Below are 20,359 nucleotides of genomic sequence, written 5' to 3'. Positions count from 1 at the left end.
ATCAAGCACTTACAAATCGTGCATTTAAAATTCGCAGTAATTCAAAGGTAGTAATGCAAGGTACACCGAATTCAGCACAGATATTGGGTACTTTCACTTTTTTAGTCTGAGGGACTCTTTGGGCTTCATGAGATACCACAGTTGCGCCAGAGGCCTTCGCTTTCGCAATCAGCCAGGGATCAGCCCCTTGGATAAAACCGTCTCGATTACCAACATTATATTCATGCGTCATCAGGTAATTTACAATATCGGCAAGTATCGTCTGAGTAGCAGCATCATTATTAGCAATAAAATGTGCACGATGCGATTTACACCAAATTCTCAGTTCGTCTTCCTTATTGCCTTTCTCCAATTCCAGACGAACCGCATCAATACTCGCAATATTGCCAGTTTCAAATTCTGCATCTAACCAATCCCAATAAGCAGGGCAAAAGTCCATTCCGTAATAGCGATTTTTCGCTTCGATATAAGTATTTGCATCTAGTAAATACTTCAAATGCCGACCTCCTTGGCAAATTTAACGACATTAGCAGCGCTCATATTCAAAAGATGCCCTGCGTCACGCAGCATCATCTGACCATTCAACGCCTGGGACGTCACAGCCCGACTAAATCGATCACTCAGCCAAGACTTCTGATTTTTATAATAACCACCGCTACCACCAGTTCGTTCGCGGTCGTCATGAGCTTTTCTCTGCGCCAGAATATAATTTGAATAATCGACTTGACTGATAAAGCCTAATGTCAAAGCACGCCGCGCCAATGCCCAAGTACTCACATGAAAATGCGCCTCTAACGGGCGAAGGTTATCGCGCCAGTCCTCAAAAGAGGTGTCCCATTTCTGACGAAACTCCACTTCCGGCACTAAGAACTCAGCTGCTACAGCGTTACAGAGCACTTCAATCTTGTTTTGAGTATTAGCATCGCCATCAGACACGCCAGATTGCCCAAGCAAGATATGGCAAAACTCATGGATCAAAGTAAACAGACGAGCGCCCGGTGCATCGGCATGATTAACAAATAAAAGCGGTGCTATCGCATCAGCCATAGCAAATCCTCGAAATTCCTCAACTCGAAAGCGACGATGATAACTACCAAGATAAGGCAACCGCATGACCATAATACCCAGTTCTTCTATGCGCTTTACCAAATCACGATAATAGTCTTCCCAATCGTTTCTTTGCGGATGTGCAGAAACACCCAACTGCTGACGCATGTACCCTACGATATTGGCAACGCTATCTTGGGTGGTCTTTCGTCCTACTACTTGACTACCAGACTCACCTTGCTCGGCAAGATACTCCTTATACCACTCCTGCCGCTCTTGCATTTGCTTTACTAAATCAAGTAATTCAGCGCTCGGTTGACGTACACCACCACTATCGACCGTGCGTAAATCAGGGATAGGAAATTCATCGGCAGGTGGCTGTGTTAGAAATAAATAACCGAATGGCACATAAGCCTTATCAGCAAACTGCATCGCTTGGTTAAACGTCAAAGGCCGACTGCCAGCCTCCCAAGCCAGCAATGTATCAGAGGTTTTACCCATTTTACGGGCAAAGTCAGGCACGGCAAAGCCCGCGCGCTCACGCGCCCAGCTCAGCATAATGGGATTAATTAGTGCCAGTGTCATACATCCTCCGATATTGAGACAGATTATAGACTGACCACAGAGTTCTTCCCAAGCAGAACGATATGTGAGCTACATGATAAAACAGCAATCATCCCCAGTAGAATCATTTTGGATGCCCCTGTATCTTATGGGCCTAAAGGCTTGCATCCAACAGCCTAGTGGCTAACAAATAGTCAATCATAAGATTCAAGTACGCATATGGGGATATCATGCCGCTTCTACACTGGCTTAATAAAGATTCAGCCACCAAAGCTGCCGCGAAAAGCGCCTACCGACTACTAGAAGAAGTTCCTGACCTATCCTATGGCGAGAAAGACAGTGAGAACCTGCTGATACAAGGCGACAACCTCGAAGCCCTTAAAGCCTTATTGCCGTTTTATGCGGGCAAAGTAAAGTGTATTTATATTGACCCCCCGTACAACACCAAAAGTGCGTTTGAACATTACGATGATAATTTAGAGCACAGCCAGTGGTTGTCTCTTATATACCCGAGATTGGAATTATTATGGGCACTACTTGGTGATGATGGATCAATATGGATTTCATGTGACGATTCAGAGTCGCACTACTTAAAAATCATTTGTGATGAATTATTTGGCCGTAATAAATTTATTGCGTCAAATGTATGGCAAAAAAGGTATTCGAGAGAAAATCGAGAAGCCATTGGTGATGTTCATGAATACTTATTTGTTTACGCAAAAGAGCCTAATTCATTCAAACAGCAAAGAAATAAAGTCCCCTTAACAGAACGGCAAGCTAGGGTGTATAAAAATCCTAATAACGACCCTAAAGGTCGCTGGAGGACAATACCAATGACCGCTCAAGCAGGTCATGCGACTTCGGAACAATTTTACCCTGTTACTACTCCAAGCGGAAATATCCACTACCCACCAGAAGGTCGTTGCTGGGGTGTTGCGAAAAAGACATATGAAAAGCTACTGGAGGAGGGGCGGATATATTTCGGTAAAAAAGGTGATTCCCAACCTAATACTATAAGATATTTAAGTGAAGTAGACGGTGTTGCACCTTGGACTTGGTGGCCCAGCGATGAAGTTGGACATACAGACGAATCAAAGAAAGAAATACATACGTTATTTGGAAAGAAAGATGCTTTTGACACTCCAAAGCCAGAACGACTTATAGAACGAATTTTCCAAATTGCTAGTAACGAAGACGACTTAGTATTGGACTCTTTTTTAGGATCTGGAACCAGTGCCGCAGTAGCTCTTAAAATGAACAGAAAGTTCATAGGTATAGAAATGGGGGGGCACGCAGAGAAATTATGCCAAAATCGACTCAAAAAAGTTGTAGATGGTGAACAAGGCGGCATATCAAAAGCAGTCAACTGGCAAGGCGGAGGCGGTTTCCGTTTCTGCAAACTCGGCCCAACGGTTTTCGATGAATTTGGCCTCTTGAATAGTGAGATTAAGTTTCCAACACTGGCCGCGCATGTTTGGTACATAGAAACACGCCTACCGCTGGGCAAGAAAAAACGCTCACCTTTAATAGGTATTCATAACAGTACCGCTTATTACCTGCTTTATAATGGCATATTGGGCGACAAGCGCCCTCATGGTGGCAATGTATTAACCGCTAAAACGTTAGAATTATTGCCCAAATTTGATGGTCCGAAAGTAATTTACGGTGAAACCTCCCGTTTAGGCAGTGCTCGTTTAAAGCAGGAAAACATCACATTTAAACAAATCCCTTACGATGTCAAAGCACTGTAATCGCGGTTAAAGATTTAATAGGACATGGAAACTATGTTTGCACTTAAAGGTTATCAACAACGAGCCATGGATACGCTGGCTGCATTTTTAAGCCAAGCCAAACAAAGCGGTAATGTGGAACAAGCCTACAGCGACTCATTAAAGGCCCAAGCGTTACCGCCGATTCCTTATCGTGACTTTCAATTTGGCACTGTGCCTTATGTCTGTATTCGTATACCGACAGGTGGCGGTAAAACAGTACTGGCCTCTCATTCGATTGTGACGGCGGGCCGTGAATACCTAGAAGTAGAGTTTCCGGTTGTACTTTGGTTAGTGCCCAGCACAACCATTCGCCTACAAACCGTTGAAGCACTTAAGCAGAATGGGCATCCGTACCGTGCTAAATTAGATCAAGCGTTTAATCATCAGGTATTGGTACTGGACGTTGAAGAAGTATTTAACATACGTCCGCAAGATATTGGCACTAAAACCATTGTTATTGTTTCTACACGCCAAAACCTAACCGTGAACGATACTAGCGGTCGCAAGGTCTATGCCTATCATGAAAATTTTGAACCGCACTTCGCTAAAATAGATCAAAGCCATCCGCGCTTTAATCAGTTAGAAACCGTCAGTGAAAGTGACCTTAAAGAAAATGGCTTAACCTCTCGTGAACTTGGAAAAGTTAAATATTCTTTTGCTAACCTATTAGCGCTGCACAATCCTTTAGTGATTATTGACGAGGCTCATAACGCCCGTACCAAGCTTACTTTTGATACCTTGCGTCGTCTTCATCCCGCCGCCATTGTCGAATTCACCGCGACACCAAATGACAGCTTGGACAATGGCAGCAATATTTTATTCAATGTGTCTGCTGCTGAATTAAAAGCAGAAGAAATGATTAAACTGCCGATAATGCTGGCAGAAGAGCCTCAAGGCTGGAAACAAGCCGTCGGGGACGCCGTAGCAAACCGCAATAGACTTGCCATTGAAGCGCAAAAGGATACCGACTATATACGTCCTATCGCCTTACTACAGGCAGAAGCCAAAAATGGCACGGTGACCGTCGATGTACTCAAAAATTACCTGCTCGACGAGTTAAAAATAGAGCCGGAAAAAATAGCGGTGGTGACGGGCAATCAACGCGAACTGGACAATATCAATCTGTTCGCAACGGACTGCCCTATCGAATACATCATTACTATTGAAGCACTGAAAGAAGGCTGGGATTGTCCTTTTGCTTATGTGTTTTGCTCGGTAAAACAAGTTAGCTCCAGTAAAGATGCCGAACAGCTTTTAGGCCGTGTATTGCGCATGCCCTATGCTCGTCGCCGCGTAATTGAAGACTTAAACCGCGCTTATGCTCACCTTGCGACCTCCAGCTTCGCAAAAGCCGCCACCGAACTAAAAGACAAGCTGATTACGATGGGCTTTGAAGAACTAGACATAGCAGCCTATGTTCGCCAATACGAGCAAGACACCCATCAAGATGATTTATTTGGTGACAGAACACATCAACCTCCTATGCCTAAGTCTATGGAGGTCGTTGTTGAAGTCGCTTCCATGCCTGAACTTGATAAGCTCAGTGACAGTGAACGAGCGCAACTTACCGCAACGACCACTGCAGAAGGCATCGTTGTTGTAAAAATACGCGGCGAAGTATCTGACAACCTTCAAAAAGTTATTGTGAAAAGTGCCGAAAAAACAGCAGATAAGAAGTCAATCGAACAAGATTTCCGCATTCACAACAAGCGTATTGAAATATCCCGCTCTCCAGCGGAAAGGGGCGAAGTCTTTGGGTCTTTACCGCTGTTGTGCGCTGTCATTCAGGGTGAGTTAGAGCTAGTAGAACCTGAAACTCTGCTCGATGTGAACGAATGGAACTTGCTGAATTACCCAGCCAAGCTACCTAGCTTTAAATCGGTAGAGACTAGCAATCTCTGGGAGATCGACGTTGAAGGTGAAAAAGTAGTCTACGGTACAGCGGAGCCGACGGGGCGGTACGATTTAAATCAATCATTGTTAGATGTAACGGAAAACGACCTTGTGCGCTGGCTGGATAGAGAGCTTCGTCAAGCGGATGTACCACAAGGTATTTTGATTAAATTCATCAATCTTGTGGTGAGCGACCTTTTAAGCCAACCAGAGCTGACTCTCACCGCTTTAGTGAGAAACAAGTTTCCACTGGCGAGGGCTATCCGTGACTTGATTGAGCGATATAGAAAGACGGCCCAGAAAGAAGGTTATCAACAAGCGCTATTTTCAACGGAAGCCCAACTCGATTTAAGTAGCGAATTCATGTATGAATTCAGCCCTTCCCACTACCCAGCCAAATCTCCGTTTTACAGTGGTAGCTACAAGTTTCAAAAGCACTATTACGGCAACAATCGTATAGAAGACCTGAAAGCCACCGGAGAGGAATTTGAGTGCGCTCGTGCGATTGACAGCCTGCCGCAAGTAAAACATTGGATCAGAAACTTGGTACGCCGCGACCACGGTTCATTTTGGCTACCGTTAGCTCATGGAAAATTTTATCCCGACTTTATTGTTGAACTGACGGATGGCCGTATGTTTGTTGTGGAATACAAAGGGGATGCCTATGCAACGAACGACGATTCAAAAGAAAAGAATCTAGTCGGCGAACTATGGGCCAAAAACAGCGCAAATACAGCGATATTTTTGATGGCTGTCGATAAAAAGACCGATCCTAATGGAAGAGATACAAGAACTCAGATTTTAGAAGCTATCAGCGCATAGAAACTGACGTTATAAGTAACTAGCAAAAATGAGACACTTGAAAAATTGAAATACCGGAGTAAGCTCTTTGCAGTGGTACCTCAGCGACGGCTCGCCGAGGAGCAGGCCGGAAAGGTTACGATCAGCAGCATCGGCTGAATTTAGCGCCTCTGGACTCCTACCTACCGCTCGGCTCATCCCCTGAATAGTGTCAGGGATCGATTGGCCGTTAAAAACGGTGCTGTTTAGTTTGTAACTAACGGTGCCGTTTTTATTTGTCGAAAATTTATTGGCAAAGGCTCAATAAGTGCAACTCGAACATTCTTGTTCTATTATCTGAGCTTGGCCGGAGGCAGGAAAAGGCTTCTGTTATCGGACGTTATGTTGGGTTTATATTTACCTTACATAACAGCGCGTTATATGTGGGAGACGCCGCCCCACCCGGCCATTCTACAGGTACCCCAGATTAATTGTAGGAGGTACGAATATTACCGAATATGTCGTGATAGAAGGTTTCAAATACGTTGGCGAGTTCGCGCGCGACGCAAGAGAGACCGTCGGGGCCGATGTATTCTTCTATTGGGATTAGTGTCTCGGTATTGAAGCCAACACCCTAACCGCTTAATATCACCCCTGGTTATTTTGCTACGTATGCAGCTCAATACCCGCCGCAATAATGGACTAGATGGGAATAATATAGGGATATGGCCGATTTCGAATTAGAAGATAAACACGGCAACCGTTACCGCATTCGCCAAGGCGCTGGCCCTAAATTTTGGCATCCCGAAAATCTGGGCGCTGGCAGCTCGCTACTGGCTGACAACTTACTCAGCGCCATGCCTGCCAATGGGCTTCAACAAGCGCACAATCACTTCTATTTCAATGTGCTCATCAAGATCCCCAATTTACCCTGTAGACCGCAAGATGCGCTTTGCACAGCACTAAGCAATTCGTATCTCACGATTGAAAAAATCAGCACTGCGCTCGCCATCAACGACGACGAACCAGATCCACGCAACGAACTACGAGTAAAAATCCGCAATGCATTAATGGCCATAGTCGCTGGCGAACGCGCCGAAGCAGCCATGTATCAAAAGCAGATGGATAAAGAAACCACCGTGATGAAAGGCGTCATTTACACCGGTGCGTTTATGCAAGGCGTTGGCTCATCCGCTTGGGGCATGGTGGTATGGCTAAAAGAAGTGAGCGACGTCGTAAACCCCTTTGTAAAAATGCAGCATGCCGCCCGCGCCCTGCAAGCAGCATGGGAATCGGACGACTTTTCTAAAACCTACTCCGAAACCTACGTAAAAGGCGAAAAGCGCGAACTAGTAGAAGCGCTAGGCTTCGACCCTACACAAATCACCGAACAACAAATTGACGAAGCCATGGCGATGGCCAACTTGGTGATCGAAGACCCAAGCCTGCGTGACATGCTCTATCAATTTGTAAAAGACTACGCCGAAGCTCAACACGCCATTGAAATTACCAATGTCGCGGGCACCGCCGCCTTTGAATTAATACTCACCATTATAATGGCCGCGGTTACAGGTGGTGTTGGAGCTGTGGCCGCCATTGGCAGCAAAGCGCACCTAATTAAGAAATTCCAAAAGGTTGGGGATTTACTCAGCGACTTCGCCAAAGCCACGCGCAAGCTAAAACTCGAGGGCAAAAAACGCAAGGCTAAAGGGAATAGCGCGAAGTTTTCAGACTTTGATATAGATGAAGTTCAAGCGAAGAAGACCAATGCGCATGGGGCTGAGACGGGAATACACTCTCCAGTTGCTAAAACTGTGGTCTCTTTTGACGACTTTAAAAATTCCGTTGATGACTTTGATAATAACCCGCAGTTAGCAGAACAATCATATGAACTATTTAAAGCTGAGAAATGGAGTGAGCTTGAGGAGCTATTCAAAACACATAATCTCAATGGCGGCTGGCCACCTAACCGAGGGGCTATATCCTCGCACACAACGACATTAAAACCAGGCCAAAAAATTGATCGATACGGTGGTTTTATAGATAACGGTACGGGTGAATTCAAAGATTTTGGTACATTTACAGCTAAGGCCGGAGAACCATTTGAAAATCGAGCACTACCAATAGACACTTTAACTAAACCCTATAAGCAATACGAAGTGCTAAAACCAATTCCCGAAGTTCAAGCAGGCGAGGCGATTCCTTGGTTTGGTCAAACAGGAAAAGGATTACAATATGAGTTACCATTGTCCGTTGACGATTTAATATCTAAAGGCTATTTAAAAGGTATTTAGCATGCTGAAAAATATAAATAAAGCTTCTGAAAAAGTTTATGATGGCGGCCCAGATCAAACATCTAATCAAATATTGAGTTTAAATATAGATGGTCGATTATTTAACATTCCTCTTAAAGAAATTAAACCGCTAGAACAAATAAATACATATTGCCACTCGATCACCCCCAGCAAAGTATCTAGCGATCTATCCCTCAAGATTACTAATTTTGATGGAATGGAAATATATCACGGGAGCAAAAAAGGGTTGAAACTATACTTCAATTATGCAGAAGAGATGGATGTAGTATTAATATTCTCTTTCGGTGAATTTCAATCAGGAAGATTTATCTGTCAATACGAAGGGTTTTATAAAGTTTAAGGCATGGAGTCTGAATTTTTAGAAATTCAAGGTGTTAGGCAATTCAAAACCGAGCAATAGTGGAACTATACCTTCATAAAGTAAGCGCTCAAACAACCCCACCTAAAACCCACGCCGAAATCCCTCTAAACTGTCTTCAAATTATTTAACGAGACAGCTCATGACCAAATCGGAACAATGGCAACAACACCTTAATCTCTGGCACGAGAGTGGTCTATCCCAAGTCGCCTTTTGTCAGCAGCACAACATAGCCGTTCATAATTTTCAGTATTGGCGTAAACGTTTGTCGCCCAAGACAGAGTCGACGAAAACCAAGGCTCTGATCCCTATCACGCTGACGTCTTCGGCTCCGGCACGACTACGATTGGGCTCGCAGGTGTTGATTGAACTGTCAGTCGAGGCCTTACCCGATCTATTGGTGGCTCTCAATGATCGAGGGCTTTTGTATGCTTCGGCCTAGCGCATCGGTTCAGGTGTATTTATACGCAGGCGCGGTGGATATGCGCAAGTCTATTAATGGCTTGTCCGCTCTGATTGAGCAGGAGTTAGAACTCAACCCCATGATCAATGCGCTGTTCGTCTTTTGTAATCGTAACCGCGATAAAGTTAAGCTACTGTACTGGGAGCGCAATGGCTTTGTGCTGTGGTACAAACGGTTGGAAAAGCAACGTTTTAAATGGCTAAAGCCGACCGACACTGCATCCCTTTGCATCGACGGTTATCAACTGAATTTATTATTGGATGGACTGGATATTTTTAATAATAAACCGCATGAAACGCTATTTTACTCTGCTATAAATTAACGGATTTGGTATAATCCAACCCCATGAAAACACCACCGGCTGATCACTTACCTGACGATATTGTTGCGCTAAAACAACAGCTTTTAGCGCAGAGTCAGTTATTGCAATCGCAACAGAATCAGTTGGAAAAAAAAGAACAATTAATTCATCACCATCAAGTACTGTTAAATAAAAAACAATCACGTATCCAGTTTTTGGAAGAACAGATCATTCTGTTTAAACAGCGTCAGTTTGGTAAAAGCAGCGAGAAGAGTGATCAGCAAGCCGAATTGTTTGATGAAGTCGAACATGAGAATGATGCCTCTGCTCCTGAAATCGCAGAGTCCATTGATGCAGAAGTGAGCACCGCAGAATCAGCCTCTGATGCTGTATCGTCTGCGCCTAAAAAAGCCTCCGGCCGTAAACCTCTGCCTGCGGTATTACCGCGAGTACGTATCGAACACGATCTTGCTGAAGTCGATAAACGTTGTGAATGTGGCTGTGTAAAAACCTGCATCGGTGAAGACACCAGCGAACAACTGGATATTATTCCTGCTGTGGTTCAGGTGCTCGTTCATGCCCGCAAAAAATACGCGTGTAAGGCCTGCGAAAACGGCGTGCACATTGCTGAACTTCCGAAACAACCGCTTCCTAAGAGCAATGCCAGCCCAGGCTTACTCGCCCACATTGCGGTTGCCAAATATCAAGACGGTTTACCTCTCTACCGGATGGAAACCATTTTCAAACGAATGGGCATTCATTTACCGCGTAACACCTTAGCCAACTGGATGATCAAAAGCAGTGAATGTCTGCAACCGCTCTATAACCTGCTGAATGATCAACTTCTGGATAGCGACTACATCCACATGGATGAAACTCGGGTGCAGGTGTTAAAAGAACCGGATAAAACGGCCGAAAGTCTCAGCTACATGTGGGTCCGAAAAACCGGTGATCGAGAACATCCCATCATCTTATTTGATTACGCGAGTCGTCGACGTACCGACGTTGCCGCCTCACTATTAGGCGACTATCAAGGCTACCTGCAAACTGATGATTACGCGGGTTATCACCGAATTGGGCAGCAACAAGGCATCGTAGCACTTGCCTGCATGGCCCACGCTCGTCGTAAATTTATCGAGGCGCAAAAAGTCAGCCCAAGCCTAAAAGGCAAAGTCAGCAAAGCCGACATGGCGATCACCATGATCAAAGGGCTGTACGCCATCGAAGCCAGCATCAAAGACCAAGCAGCCGAACAAAAATATCAAACTCGACAAGAAAAAAGCCAACCTCAACTCAACAAACTCAGAGCTTGGCTGGATAAAGCGTTGCAACAAACCCTGCCAAAAGGAAAAACGGGGGAAGCCTTAGCGTACCTCGATAAAAACTGGGACAAACTCACGGTATACATCAGCGATGGCCGACTGAATATAGACAACAACCCAGTCGAAAATGCCATCCGGCCGTTTGCGATTGGACGCAAAAATTGGCTGTTTAGCGATAGTCAACGTGGTGCAAAGGCCAGCGCCATGCTGTACAGCATAATAGAAACCGCCAAAGCGAATGGACTCGAACCCTACGCGTATTTACGTACGGTACTGACGCGATTGCCGCACTGTGAAACGGTGGAAGATATTGAAAAACTGCTGCCGGAAAATATAGAGCTGGCGGTTATTTAATTGGTAGGTGGGGTTGTTTGAGCGCTTACATTGCAATCGCACAAGCATAGAGATAAGCAGGTGATAAAAATTTCCTAACATACACTTGAATCGCCCCTAGTTTCCTAGACACCCATTTGCTTCAAAAAATAATTCTTTTCATAGTCCCTTGGCGACAAGTCATTATTATTACCATGGCGACGTGTGGAATTATAAAACAGCTCGATATAATTAAATATATCCGCTTTTCCTTCTTCTCTTGTGCGATAAATTTTACGGCGAATACGTTCTCGCTTTAGCAAGGCAAAGAAGCTTTCCGCACAGGCATTATCATGACAGTTCCCTCTACGGCTCATGCTGACGGTTAAGTTATTGGCTTTTAACACGATTCAAGGGGTCAGAGTCGTTGATTTCTTATACGCCTTCGACTTCCGATCACCACCATGCTCCTTAAAATGACTGTCTCGATTATTATCGAGGCAAAGCTCTGACCTTGGATCAGGACTCAGGAATAAAGAACGAGCCGATCAATCCAATTAACATTGCAGAGTAGAAAGAGACAACCAACGCCGTACCTATCAGCTTTTCCGCTTTAAGCGCGTAAGGTCTGATACTCCGGGCATCGATAAGAGGGTTCCCATCATGGTTCAACGGATTACCCATAGGTACGCCGATTGCAGTCGCAATCATCAAAACTCTTAATCCCATGATATCAGTAGAACAAGCCCTACTCTCCCCCGCGTCCTCCATCCTTTTATCGATTTTTGGTATAACGCCGTAAGAGAAGACAAACCAGAGAACCGCAGATACAAGAAATAGCGAGAAAAAGCTTGTGAAAACTACCGCCTCAATCGTCATTTTAATCCACACTCCTCATGATCCATTCTGCGCCATCTTGGCTCAGGCTATCGACCTTAGAGCCAACAAAATACCCGACGGCCAAGCTTCCCGCGAATATTCCACCAAGAGATTCAAGGGGTCAGAGATTCAAGGGGTCAGAGTCGTTGATTTCTTATACGCCTTCGACTTCCGATCACCACCATACCCTGCTGTTTTACGGATTAAAATGGTGTGTAAAACCGTCTGCCCCCACCAGTCACGAATATACAAAGATTGACAATCTTTGTATGGCGACCTAGCATAAACTGCATAAACATCTGCCTTTGGAGATCATTATGCATGTATCCCTGACTGCCGAACTGGAGTCTCGCGTTAAAGCCAAAGTTGAAAGCGGCTTATACAACAACGCCAGCGAGGTGATTCGTGAAGCACTACGCTTTATGGATACACACGAAGACTGGATTCACGAAGTAAAACTGGCTCACCTGCGCGAGCAACTGAAAACAGGCACGGATGAACTGGATCGCGGAGCAGGCATCACCATTGAATCAAAAGCCGCACTAGACTCATTGTTTGACGACATCAAGGCCTGAACCAAATGCCAGCACGCCAACTTGTTATTGCGCCTGCCGCCAAGACTGATCTTAAGGACATTTATCAGTACGGACTTAGGCAATGGGGAGCAGCCCAATCCGACAGTTATCTAGAAACTCTCAAAGAGCACTTTTGGTCTCTTACCGAACAACCGTTGATGGGCGCTGAGCGAACCGAACTCTTGCTTGATGTCAGAAGCATTCCTATTGAAAGCCATACTCTGTTTTACAGAGTCACTACCAATACAGTAGAAATTATCCGCGTACTTCATGGCCGCCAAGACCCACGGCGACACCTGACATAGATTCAGATTCAAGAGATTCAATGGGTCAGAGTCGTTGATTTCTTATACGCTTTCGATTTCCGATCACCACCATGCCCTGCTGTTTTACCGGCAACTCCCACTCGGCGTTCAAATTGCTCAATAAACTTCTCACTACCTAGCACCCAAGATTTATTGGTTGCGAAACGAATAGCGTTTATATCCATGTCGGGAATGTGAGATTGAAATAGATCTCGATACGCACTTTCTCGCAACGCTGATGTTTTGCCAAGGGCGAGATAACTCTCGTGTGGCGTCAGCATTTGAATCTCCACACTCGCCGCATTGTAGGAGTAACTCGACCAAGGATAATCCGCCGGGTGCCCTACCATTCCTGCCCGCACAGGGTTCAACTCAATATAGCGATACACAGTCAATAGATAATTATCTGTATCGACAAGCGTCGACTTGTAGCGCCCTTCCCATAACGTTCCCGTGCGTGAATATGCATAATTAAAATGCTGAACATAGCGTCGGCCAATGGATTGCATCATACGGCTCACAGACTCTTCTGTTGAAGGAGTTGCCAAAATATGAACATGATTAGTCATGAGAACAAAGGCATGAATTGCTACACCATATTGTGTAGCAGCTTCACGCATGAAATGCAGATATGCCTTGTAGTCCGAGTTATCACGAAAACAGGCATCGCGATTATTTCCGCGCTGAATAATATGTAGCGGGCAACCTGGCAAATATAGTCGCGGTCTTCGAGCCATCGTTTCTTCCTTGAAACAAGTGATGTCAGCATATTAATAAAATCTACAAAGAGTACGCAAATATTGAGAGCTTTTATCTTCCAAGAAATCAACGACTCTGACCCCTTGAATTTTGACCCCTTGAATTTGACCCCTTGAATTTTTAATTCCAATTTACTTGAATTCTTCAGAATTCTTCATAGCGCAGATCGAAGAAACTATTTATCCGGGATATAGAATGAGGCGACAATCGTCAACGTTAAAAATGTATATATTGAAAGCGAAAGAATGAGCCCCAGCCTCTTTTCAGTTGGGGTTACATACTTCCGCACTGTATCGACGTCAATAAAGGGATCATGCCTATGATTAAGCGGATTCCCTACAGGCAATGAAATAGCATTAGCTATCGTAAACACTCTCAAACCCATAATATCTATGGGGCAAGATTTTGGTGCGCCAGCCTCGGCCATGCGTTTATCTATTGCAGGTATCGAAAACCGGCTGAATATCACCCAACTAACGGCAATAACCAAAAATGAGAAAACCCAAGATATTAATAAAATATCGAATACATTCACGCTAGAATATTTCCAGTAAACGATCTGAAGCTATCTGGCCAAGATCATCCGCTTTAGAACCTACTACATAGCCAACCGTAAAACTTGTAGCAAAAATAGCCCCCAATACTAACCATCCAACGGGACCGGCCAGAGTAAGACCGGCTTGCAGCGCAATAGCAGTTCCCCCTGCAAATGTTATCTTACCAAAAAACATCCCTGCCGCAGCTCCAAAACCAAACCCCGTCATCTGCTTAGCCCCTTCCCGCATCCAGTCGCCACCTTCGGCTTCAATATCCATAACTTTAACTACACGCAGGCCTGCATCGACCACAATGGCTGTGTTACCAAGGCCATTCACTAGCTTACCCATACGCGCTAGTTGGCTGGCTTGAAGTTGACCTTCGACGTTTAGTCGCACATCAGTTTTCGGGGAGTTGGGATTACGCGTTGCGAGTGTAATGCCGCGCTCGGCATTGCTGAATGCGGTGCCGCGATTTTTAGCGCGTACCGCTTCTGGTGAAAATTTTTGTAATTCGATGCCATAACGAGCTTTTAACTCTGCATAAGCTTCACGAACGCGTACTTTGGCTTGCTGGACTGCCGCGGATTGCCCTCGCCCGTGATTATTCGACGCGATTAAAGTACGTAGTCCATTCAATGATTTCTGGTAATTAACGATGGCTTTCTCAAAGTTATCTAAGCGAGCAACCGCTGCTGTGCTGGCTGATCCGATAATAGAGTTTAGTTTCTGCGTATTTTCATCACTGAAATAGCGATCAAAAAAAGCGGCTAGCGCTAGGGGGTCATTCTAGGCATCTGCGATTAGTGCTAAAGCCCTAAGAACTTCCGCAGCAATTTTGCATTACGTATATTCGCTTTAAAGCCAATGTCAAAAATGTCACCCAGTATCGGCACCGAGCCGATGACGGTATCAATGGCGATGTTCAACATCATTTTAGCGATCAAGCCAAAACCAGCCCCCATGCGTCGCGCCTCTATCACTGGGTAGAGTGCCAGTAAGAATGCAATGCCGTCGCCAACACCTGGTATTAAGCCGATCAGTCCGTCGATACCAATGGAGATATTGGTAAAAGGAATACGGAATTGGGCATCCATTAGATGCGCAAAGGCTTCAATGCGCTTTAGGCATTCTGCGTTCGATTTAGTCTCTGACATTCAAAATCCCTCCTGTATACTTGAGCCTTCTGAGATTGTTGATTTTATTATGCGCTATTTCGCAATATTAGCCTTATCGGGTCTTGTTTGGGCGAGCGGTTCTGCTGCCGAACAGGCACGTACGATGGATGCTGGCAGTGGCTCAGAAACTGCCCCATCTGTTGCTATAAACGACGTTCCAACCAAGGTGGTGGAAAGCACGTGTCCTGTGGTTTCGTTTGCGGATGTGTTCGCAGACCCCGACAACATCCGCCTAAATTATTGTTATCTTCGGCAAAAAGTTGATGGCGGCGAACTAAAAGCCGCTCTGCCAGTAGTTGAACGCCTTTTGCTGTTAGAGCCACATCAAGAGCAAGTACGAGTTCTATACGCCAGTTTGTTATATCACAACGATATGATGAGCGATGCTAAACGAGAATTTACAGGCGTCGACCGTGTTCGCCTGCCACAAAACAATCAAACCTTAGTTATCGACTATCTACGCAAAATCGACGAATTAGACAAACGCTTAAACCAATCTTTGGATTTCTCTTTAGGCGGTCATTTCGATGACAACCGTAATGCTGCGCCCGAAGGCGATACAATTCTTTTCTATGGTTTTGAATTCCCATACAAGATCGAAAAGGTCGATGATTACGGCACTCAAGGCACAGCTAGATACGATATAGCGTATAAGTTTGGCCAGTATCGCAGCCACCGACTACTGGGGTCTTTAGAGTACGCACGTGATAATCAAGCATACTATGACAATGAAGATTTCGCGTCGCTCAACAGTTCCGCCGGTGCGCGCTTTGATCTAGGCGGCTCAGACCTAACGACACTCGGCTACTACTCATTTCATCGTCTAAATGGTAATTCGTTTCTGCGCAGTGTTGGCTCGCAATTGAGCCTTAGTCACTCGTGGTATTTACGTGAGCAGAAGCTCACCTATCGCACGATAGCTTCGAGTGGTTGGTTTTCAGATACCTATATGAATAGCGACGCCAGCCAGAATGCAGAGATGAATTCTGGTGATCGCGTATACGCACGTCTGTATGGCTCGGTAACGTTTAATAGCAGCCAACAGTTATCACTAGGGCTTAATTACACCAATAAGAATACCGATGCTCCCGATACAACAGATTACGAATATGATGCTTGGAGCGCTAGCATTGGTCATTTATGGATGTTCGGCGCAGGCCATAGCCTCTCAAGCTATGTCAGCGGTGGTCGAACAAGCTACAAAGGCAGTGCCGAAAGCGTTACGGGGGACCCGAGAAAAGTTCGCTTAGATACGCCGGTGCGAGTTTCAATAACGCTAGAATCTCCAATTGCTTGGTTTGTTGATGCTATGGCGATTGGCGCTGGCAGTAAAACAGCAGCCAACTTACCGGGGTTTAAGAATTTCACCCTCGCTTTATCAGGCGAATATTTAAGTAATCATTCAAACATTCCTAATTATGACTACAACAATGTCCGTTGGCAGGCGCTTTTACGTAAGCGTTTTGAATTTTAATGGTAAGGGGATGATGACAATGAAATTATTTAGAGCACTGAGCCTAATCGCCCTTTCCATTCTTTGTAGTATTAACGCAGCAGCAAGTCAGGTAGGGGTGATTGCAGGGTTGCGTGGCGATATATTTATTGAGCGCGATGGCGTCGAAATCCCTTCCGTTAGTGGTACTGCCATCCTAATTGGTGATCATATTCGTACTCGTCATGATCAAATATTTCAGCTCATTTTATTGGACGAAACGGTATTCACCTTCGCAGGCGATGTCGATATCTCATTGGATATTTATGAGTACGATGCAACTACTAATATTGGGCGTTTACAAATAACCCAGTACGCAGGCCTGATGAAGTTTTCTACCGGGCACATCGCCAATGGACAAGCTGGGGTCTTTCAAATTAAACAGCCTAATACAGATATTGCCGTTTTAGGCACGACAGGCGTTGTCGGCATGCTGAGTTCTGAGCAAGCGGCGACTTACTTTCCTCAGATCAAACTCCCTGCAACCACCGAACCTGTGAGTTACGCGGCTTTAATGGGGCCGGGTCCTCGTGCTGCGCGCTGGGTAAAAAGTGGGGCCTTTCGCTATACCAGTGATCAAGGCACAGTAGACTTAACCAAACCCGGAGGTAGTGTCTTAGCCGTTAAGGGGAACGCTCCTATCGTCTTCGTTGCACCAGCATTAGATATTAGCCAAGCCGTGTCCTATGACAGCGATAAAGATGACAGCGACGGTAAGAACAGCAGTGGAAGTTCGTCTACTGCACAAAACAATCAAGCGATGGAATTCGGTAACTTGTCCGATACCTTGCCTTCAGTAACAGACAAGGGTTCAGCCAATAGCGATGCACACTTAGGCGGTGATTCTGTTAATGGGGCCTTGTTAAGAGATATTCGTAATTTATTGAATAACGAATCAATGAATAGTGTTATTCAGCGCCTTGAACAAACAGAAGGAATGCCTGGTCAGATTGATCCTGCGCCGATTAACCAGATTCCAATTAAGCCGATTGATTTAGCACCAATTGAACCGATTGATTTAGAACCGATTAAGCCGATTGATCTAGAACCGATTAAGCCGATTGATCGAGCTCCGATTAAACCGATTGATCGAGAGCCGATTAAACCCATTGATCTAGATCCAATTGCTCCGATTGATCTAGAGCCAATTGCTCCGATTGAGCTAGCGCCGCTTGAGCCGATTAATTAATAGACCAATTTCACTGACACCGATTTAAACGCAGGCGTATGACTGCGTTTATCACGCTCTAGTCCAATCAATACATTGGCCTCTGGGTAGTAAGCCATGACATTGCCTTGTGGAATGTCGAAGGGTTGCGCATGCACGGATTTCATCACTCCGTGGGCAGACACCACATCGATCTTATCACCGGCACTCAGCGCCATGGCTTTCATGTCATCGGGATTCAGCAGCACCGTCCAGCGATTATCGACGCCGCGATAGCTATCGTTTTCCTCATAAATAATGCTGTTAAATTGCCCTTCACTGCGCACGCTCATCAAGGTGAAAGGATAATCGGCCTTGCTGTTATCGATTAATGGATGAAATACAAACTGCCCTTTGCCATTATCGGTTTTAAATTCCGGTGTGTGCATCACACGATTACACACATGAAATTCGTGTTTAGCCACAGAAATATCCGCTAGCTCTTCCATACCCGGTACCACATTAGCGATGGTTTCGCGAATGCTTTGGTGTGATTTAAACACACTCATATCGAACTGTTCTGGTGGCAGGGTTTTTACCGCGATACTAGTGAGGATATCAACCTCAGAGCGCACGTGCGCCAGACGAGTAATACCCCCATCACTTAGCCGCACATAATTAAACATCGATTCTTGAGTGGTGGGTTGAGCTTCTTCGTCGCGTGCCATGACGGGTAAAATTAACGCGTCGCTGTTATCACAAACGTGTACATGGCCGGCATTCAGCGTGGTGGTTAAATAGACTTTAAAACCGACCTTATCTAACGCCTGCTTCGCCCATACCGAGTTCGGCGTCGCCTGATATAAATTGCCGCCAAGAATTAACGCCGCATCCATTTTACCTTCTGCGGCTCGCTCTAAACACGCCAGCGTATCTAACCCTTCTGGTGCTTCTGGAAAGCTGACGTTCAGTTCGGTCTGCAATCCTTGAAAAATATACTCGGGCAATACCGGTTTCACCCCGATGGTGCCAATGCCTTGCACATTACTGTGGCCGCGCAGTGGTAACAACCCACGCCCCGGCGCGCCGATCATGCCACGCATTAAGGCAAGATTGGCAATGTACTCAATATTTTCGACACCGTTCAAATGATGGGTCATACCCATTCCCCAAGCAAAAACCGCATTTTTAGAACGCGCATAAGCCTGTGCCACGACTTCGATATCGACTTTAGCGACACCGCTGAGTTTCTCAATTTCGGTCCAAGACGTGTCATTAATATCGGCTAAAAACGCATCATAGCCCTGCGTATATTGCTCAATAAAAGATGGCGCTGTGTGATTATTCTCGATTAAGTATTTGGCGATGCCTTTAAATAAGGCTAAATCACCGCCAATCTTTGGCTGTACATAAACCGAGGCTATATCGCTGCCACCGGTAATAATCGAGCGCATACTTTTGGGTAACGCGAATTTAATTAAACCCGGTTCTTTCGCTGGATTAATCACGATCACTTCACCACCGCGATCACGACAGGCTTTTAATTTATGAATAAAGCGCGGATGGTTAGATGCTGGGTTCGCACCAATCACAAAAATAGCATCGCATAAGCTGAGGTCTTCTAGTTCCACCGTTGCAGTGCCCGCGCCTATGGTAGTACCTAAGCCTTCACTCGTCGCCTGATGGCAGTAGTAGGAGCAGTTAGTAACGTTATTGGTGCCGTACAAGCGGGCAAACAGTTGCAGAACAAATCCGGCTTCGTTGGACGAGCGCCCTGACGAATAAAAGAACGAACGCGCGGCGGATGTATTGGCAAATTTTTTTGCGGCGTAATCAATGGCCCAGTCCCAATCCACCACACGAAATCTATTGCTGCTTTTTTCTTTAAAGATGGGTTTTCCCAAGCGCCCTAGATGTTCTAACTCATGCGGTGTTAGGTCTTTAAAATCGTCGAGCGGGTGATCAAATAATTCATCCGGAATCGGCGACTGCAAATCGGTCGATTGTGCTTGAATACTTTTATTACACACGGAGGGGTATTCGTGCATTTCATTAATCATGCCGCCCTCTTGGCCACCCATGCCCAAACCACAGGCTTTAAAGGTGTTATTAGCGCGCAGGGCTTTTTGCGAATTCATAAGTCCCATACGGCGCATGGTATTCAGCGCATACACTATTTTCTTAACACCGCCACCAACCGGCATGGCCTTACCCGACGAGCTCTTCATGCTTAAACATACCTCAACCAGATATCACATCATCACTATGCCTGAGGGCTCTAGTAGCTGCCAAGGTCGATTCCTTATAACACTAGGATGAATCAGTAAGTCAGCGAGCAATAAGGTCATTTGGCCTGATAAT

The 20,359-nt window shown here is 45.4% G+C and carries 19 protein-coding genes and 1 pseudogene; 11 read left to right on the top strand and 9 right to left on the bottom strand.

Annotation, left to right across the window (positions count from 1 at the left end; all coding sequences use genetic code 11):
• Nucleotide 1: 1 nt before the first annotated feature.
• Entirely contained in the window at nt 2-496 is a 495-nt protein-coding gene (locus TOL_RS02100; RefSeq protein ID WP_015485614.1) for a DUF4411 family protein, read from the bottom strand.
• Nucleotides 493-1,632 (bottom strand): ImmA/IrrE family metallo-endopeptidase, encoded by a 1,140-nt coding sequence (locus TOL_RS02095; RefSeq protein WP_041588369.1) that lies wholly within the window; start codon nt 1,630-1,632, stop codon nt 493-495. Before TOL_RS02095 ends, TOL_RS02100 begins: the two co-directional genes overlap by 4 nt.
• A 209-nt stretch (nt 1,633-1,841) precedes the next feature.
• On the opposite strand from TOL_RS02095, the gene TOL_RS02090 reads away from it, so the two are divergent.
• From TOL_RS02090 to tnpC, 7 genes are all read left to right on the top strand, one after another.
• Nucleotides 1,842-3,362 carry a site-specific DNA-methyltransferase gene (locus tag TOL_RS02090; RefSeq protein WP_015485612.1) on the top strand — a complete coding sequence of 507 codons (1,521 nt, stop codon included), beginning with the start codon at nt 1,842-1,844 and terminating at the stop codon, nt 3,360-3,362.
• Nucleotides 3,363-3,395: 33 nt separating this feature from the next.
• A complete protein-coding gene (locus tag TOL_RS02085) occupies nt 3,396-6,098 on the top strand; it encodes a DEAD/DEAH box helicase (RefSeq protein WP_015485611.1) in 2,703 nt (900 codons plus the stop codon).
• A 683-nt stretch (nt 6,099-6,781) separates the two neighbouring features.
• On the top strand, nt 6,782-8,350 hold the full coding sequence (locus TOL_RS19120) for a TNT domain-containing protein (protein WP_015485610.1): 1,569 nt from the start codon (nt 6,782-6,784) through the stop codon (nt 8,348-8,350).
• A gap of 1 nt (nt 8,351) precedes the next feature.
• On the top strand, nt 8,352-8,711 hold the full coding sequence (locus tag TOL_RS02070) for a hypothetical protein (protein WP_015485609.1): 360 nt from the start codon (nt 8,352-8,354) through the stop codon (nt 8,709-8,711).
• Nucleotides 8,712-8,871: 160 nt separating this feature from the next.
• Entirely contained in the window at nt 8,872-9,171 is a 300-nt protein-coding gene (gene tnpA / locus TOL_RS18070; RefSeq protein WP_015485608.1) for an IS66 family insertion sequence element accessory protein TnpA, read from the top strand.
• The gene (tnpB, locus tag TOL_RS02060; protein WP_015485607.1) at nt 9,158-9,514 is read left to right on the top strand and encodes an IS66 family insertion sequence element accessory protein TnpB; all 357 of its coding nucleotides are present in this window, start codon (nt 9,158-9,160) and stop codon (nt 9,512-9,514) included. The genes tnpA and tnpB overlap by 14 nt, the downstream gene beginning before the upstream one ends.
• A gap of 23 nt (nt 9,515-9,537) precedes the next feature.
• Complete coding sequence (tnpC, locus tag TOL_RS02055) at nt 9,538-11,169, top strand: IS66 family transposase (protein ID WP_015485606.1); 1,632 nt, start codon at nt 9,538-9,540, stop codon at nt 11,167-11,169.
• Nucleotides 11,170-11,273: 104 nt separating this feature from the next.
• Here the strand turns inward: tnpC and TOL_RS02050 are convergent.
• Both TOL_RS02050 and TOL_RS02045 read right to left on the bottom strand, forming a co-directional pair.
• Nucleotides 11,274-11,531: pseudogene (locus tag TOL_RS02050) on the bottom strand (IS3 family transposase); the annotation flags it as partial.
• A 115-nt stretch (nt 11,532-11,646) separates the two neighbouring features.
• The gene (locus TOL_RS02045; RefSeq protein ID WP_015485605.1) at nt 11,647-12,006 is read right to left on the bottom strand and encodes a hypothetical protein; all 360 of its coding nucleotides are present in this window, start codon (nt 12,004-12,006) and stop codon (nt 11,647-11,649) included.
• Nucleotides 12,007-12,323: 317 nt separating this feature from the next.
• Between TOL_RS02045 and TOL_RS02040 the strand changes: the two genes are divergently transcribed.
• On the top strand, nt 12,324-12,581 hold the full coding sequence (locus tag TOL_RS02040; RefSeq protein ID WP_015485604.1) for a type II toxin-antitoxin system ParD family antitoxin: 258 nt from the start codon (nt 12,324-12,326) through the stop codon (nt 12,579-12,581).
• Nucleotides 12,582-12,586: 5 nt separating this feature from the next.
• Nucleotides 12,587-12,886: a type II toxin-antitoxin system RelE/ParE family toxin gene (locus tag TOL_RS02035; protein WP_015485603.1), complete on the top strand. Its 300-nt coding sequence runs from the start codon at nt 12,587-12,589 to the stop codon at nt 12,884-12,886.
• Between the two features lie 17 nt (nt 12,887-12,903).
• Here TOL_RS02035 and TOL_RS02030 read toward each other — a convergent pair whose 3' ends face one another.
• From TOL_RS02030 to TOL_RS02015, 4 genes are all read right to left on the bottom strand, one after another.
• Entirely contained in the window at nt 12,904-13,623 is a 720-nt protein-coding gene (locus TOL_RS02030) for a transposase (protein ID WP_015485602.1), read from the bottom strand.
• Between the two features lie 197 nt (nt 13,624-13,820).
• Nucleotides 13,821-14,180 (bottom strand): hypothetical protein, encoded by a 360-nt coding sequence (locus TOL_RS02025; protein ID WP_041588367.1) that lies wholly within the window; start codon nt 14,178-14,180, stop codon nt 13,821-13,823.
• 1 nt (nt 14,181) lies between these two features.
• Entirely contained in the window at nt 14,182-14,820 is a 639-nt protein-coding gene (locus TOL_RS02020) for a hypothetical protein (protein ID WP_015485599.1), read from the bottom strand.
• Nucleotides 14,821-14,990: 170 nt separating this feature from the next.
• Entirely contained in the window at nt 14,991-15,338 is a 348-nt protein-coding gene (locus TOL_RS02015; RefSeq protein ID WP_015485598.1) for a DUF4112 domain-containing protein, read from the bottom strand.
• A gap of 49 nt (nt 15,339-15,387) precedes the next feature.
• Between TOL_RS02015 and TOL_RS02010 the strand changes: the two genes are divergently transcribed.
• Nucleotides 15,388-16,833 carry a porin family protein gene (locus tag TOL_RS02010; protein WP_041588366.1) on the top strand — a complete coding sequence of 482 codons (1,446 nt, stop codon included), beginning with the start codon at nt 15,388-15,390 and terminating at the stop codon, nt 16,831-16,833.
• 19 nt (nt 16,834-16,852) lie between these two features.
• Nucleotides 16,853-18,040: a hypothetical protein gene (locus TOL_RS02005; RefSeq protein ID WP_015485596.1), complete on the top strand. Its 1,188-nt coding sequence runs from the start codon at nt 16,853-16,855 to the stop codon at nt 18,038-18,040.
• Here the strand turns inward: TOL_RS02005 and TOL_RS02000 are convergent.
• Nucleotides 18,037-20,226 carry an FdhF/YdeP family oxidoreductase gene (locus tag TOL_RS02000; protein ID WP_015485595.1) on the bottom strand — a complete coding sequence of 730 codons (2,190 nt, stop codon included), beginning with the start codon at nt 20,224-20,226 and terminating at the stop codon, nt 18,037-18,039. The two genes, TOL_RS02005 and TOL_RS02000, sit on opposite strands and share 4 nt — an antisense overlap.
• Nucleotides 20,227-20,359: the final 133 nt, after the last annotated feature.

This window comes from Thalassolituus oleivorans MIL-1 (assembly GCF_000355675.1).
Classification (GTDB): domain Bacteria; phylum Pseudomonadota; class Gammaproteobacteria; order Pseudomonadales; family Oceanobacteraceae; genus Thalassolituus; species Thalassolituus oleivorans.
The sequence above is the reverse complement of the archived record's forward strand: the minus strand, read 5'-3'. Positions and strand labels throughout refer to the sequence as shown.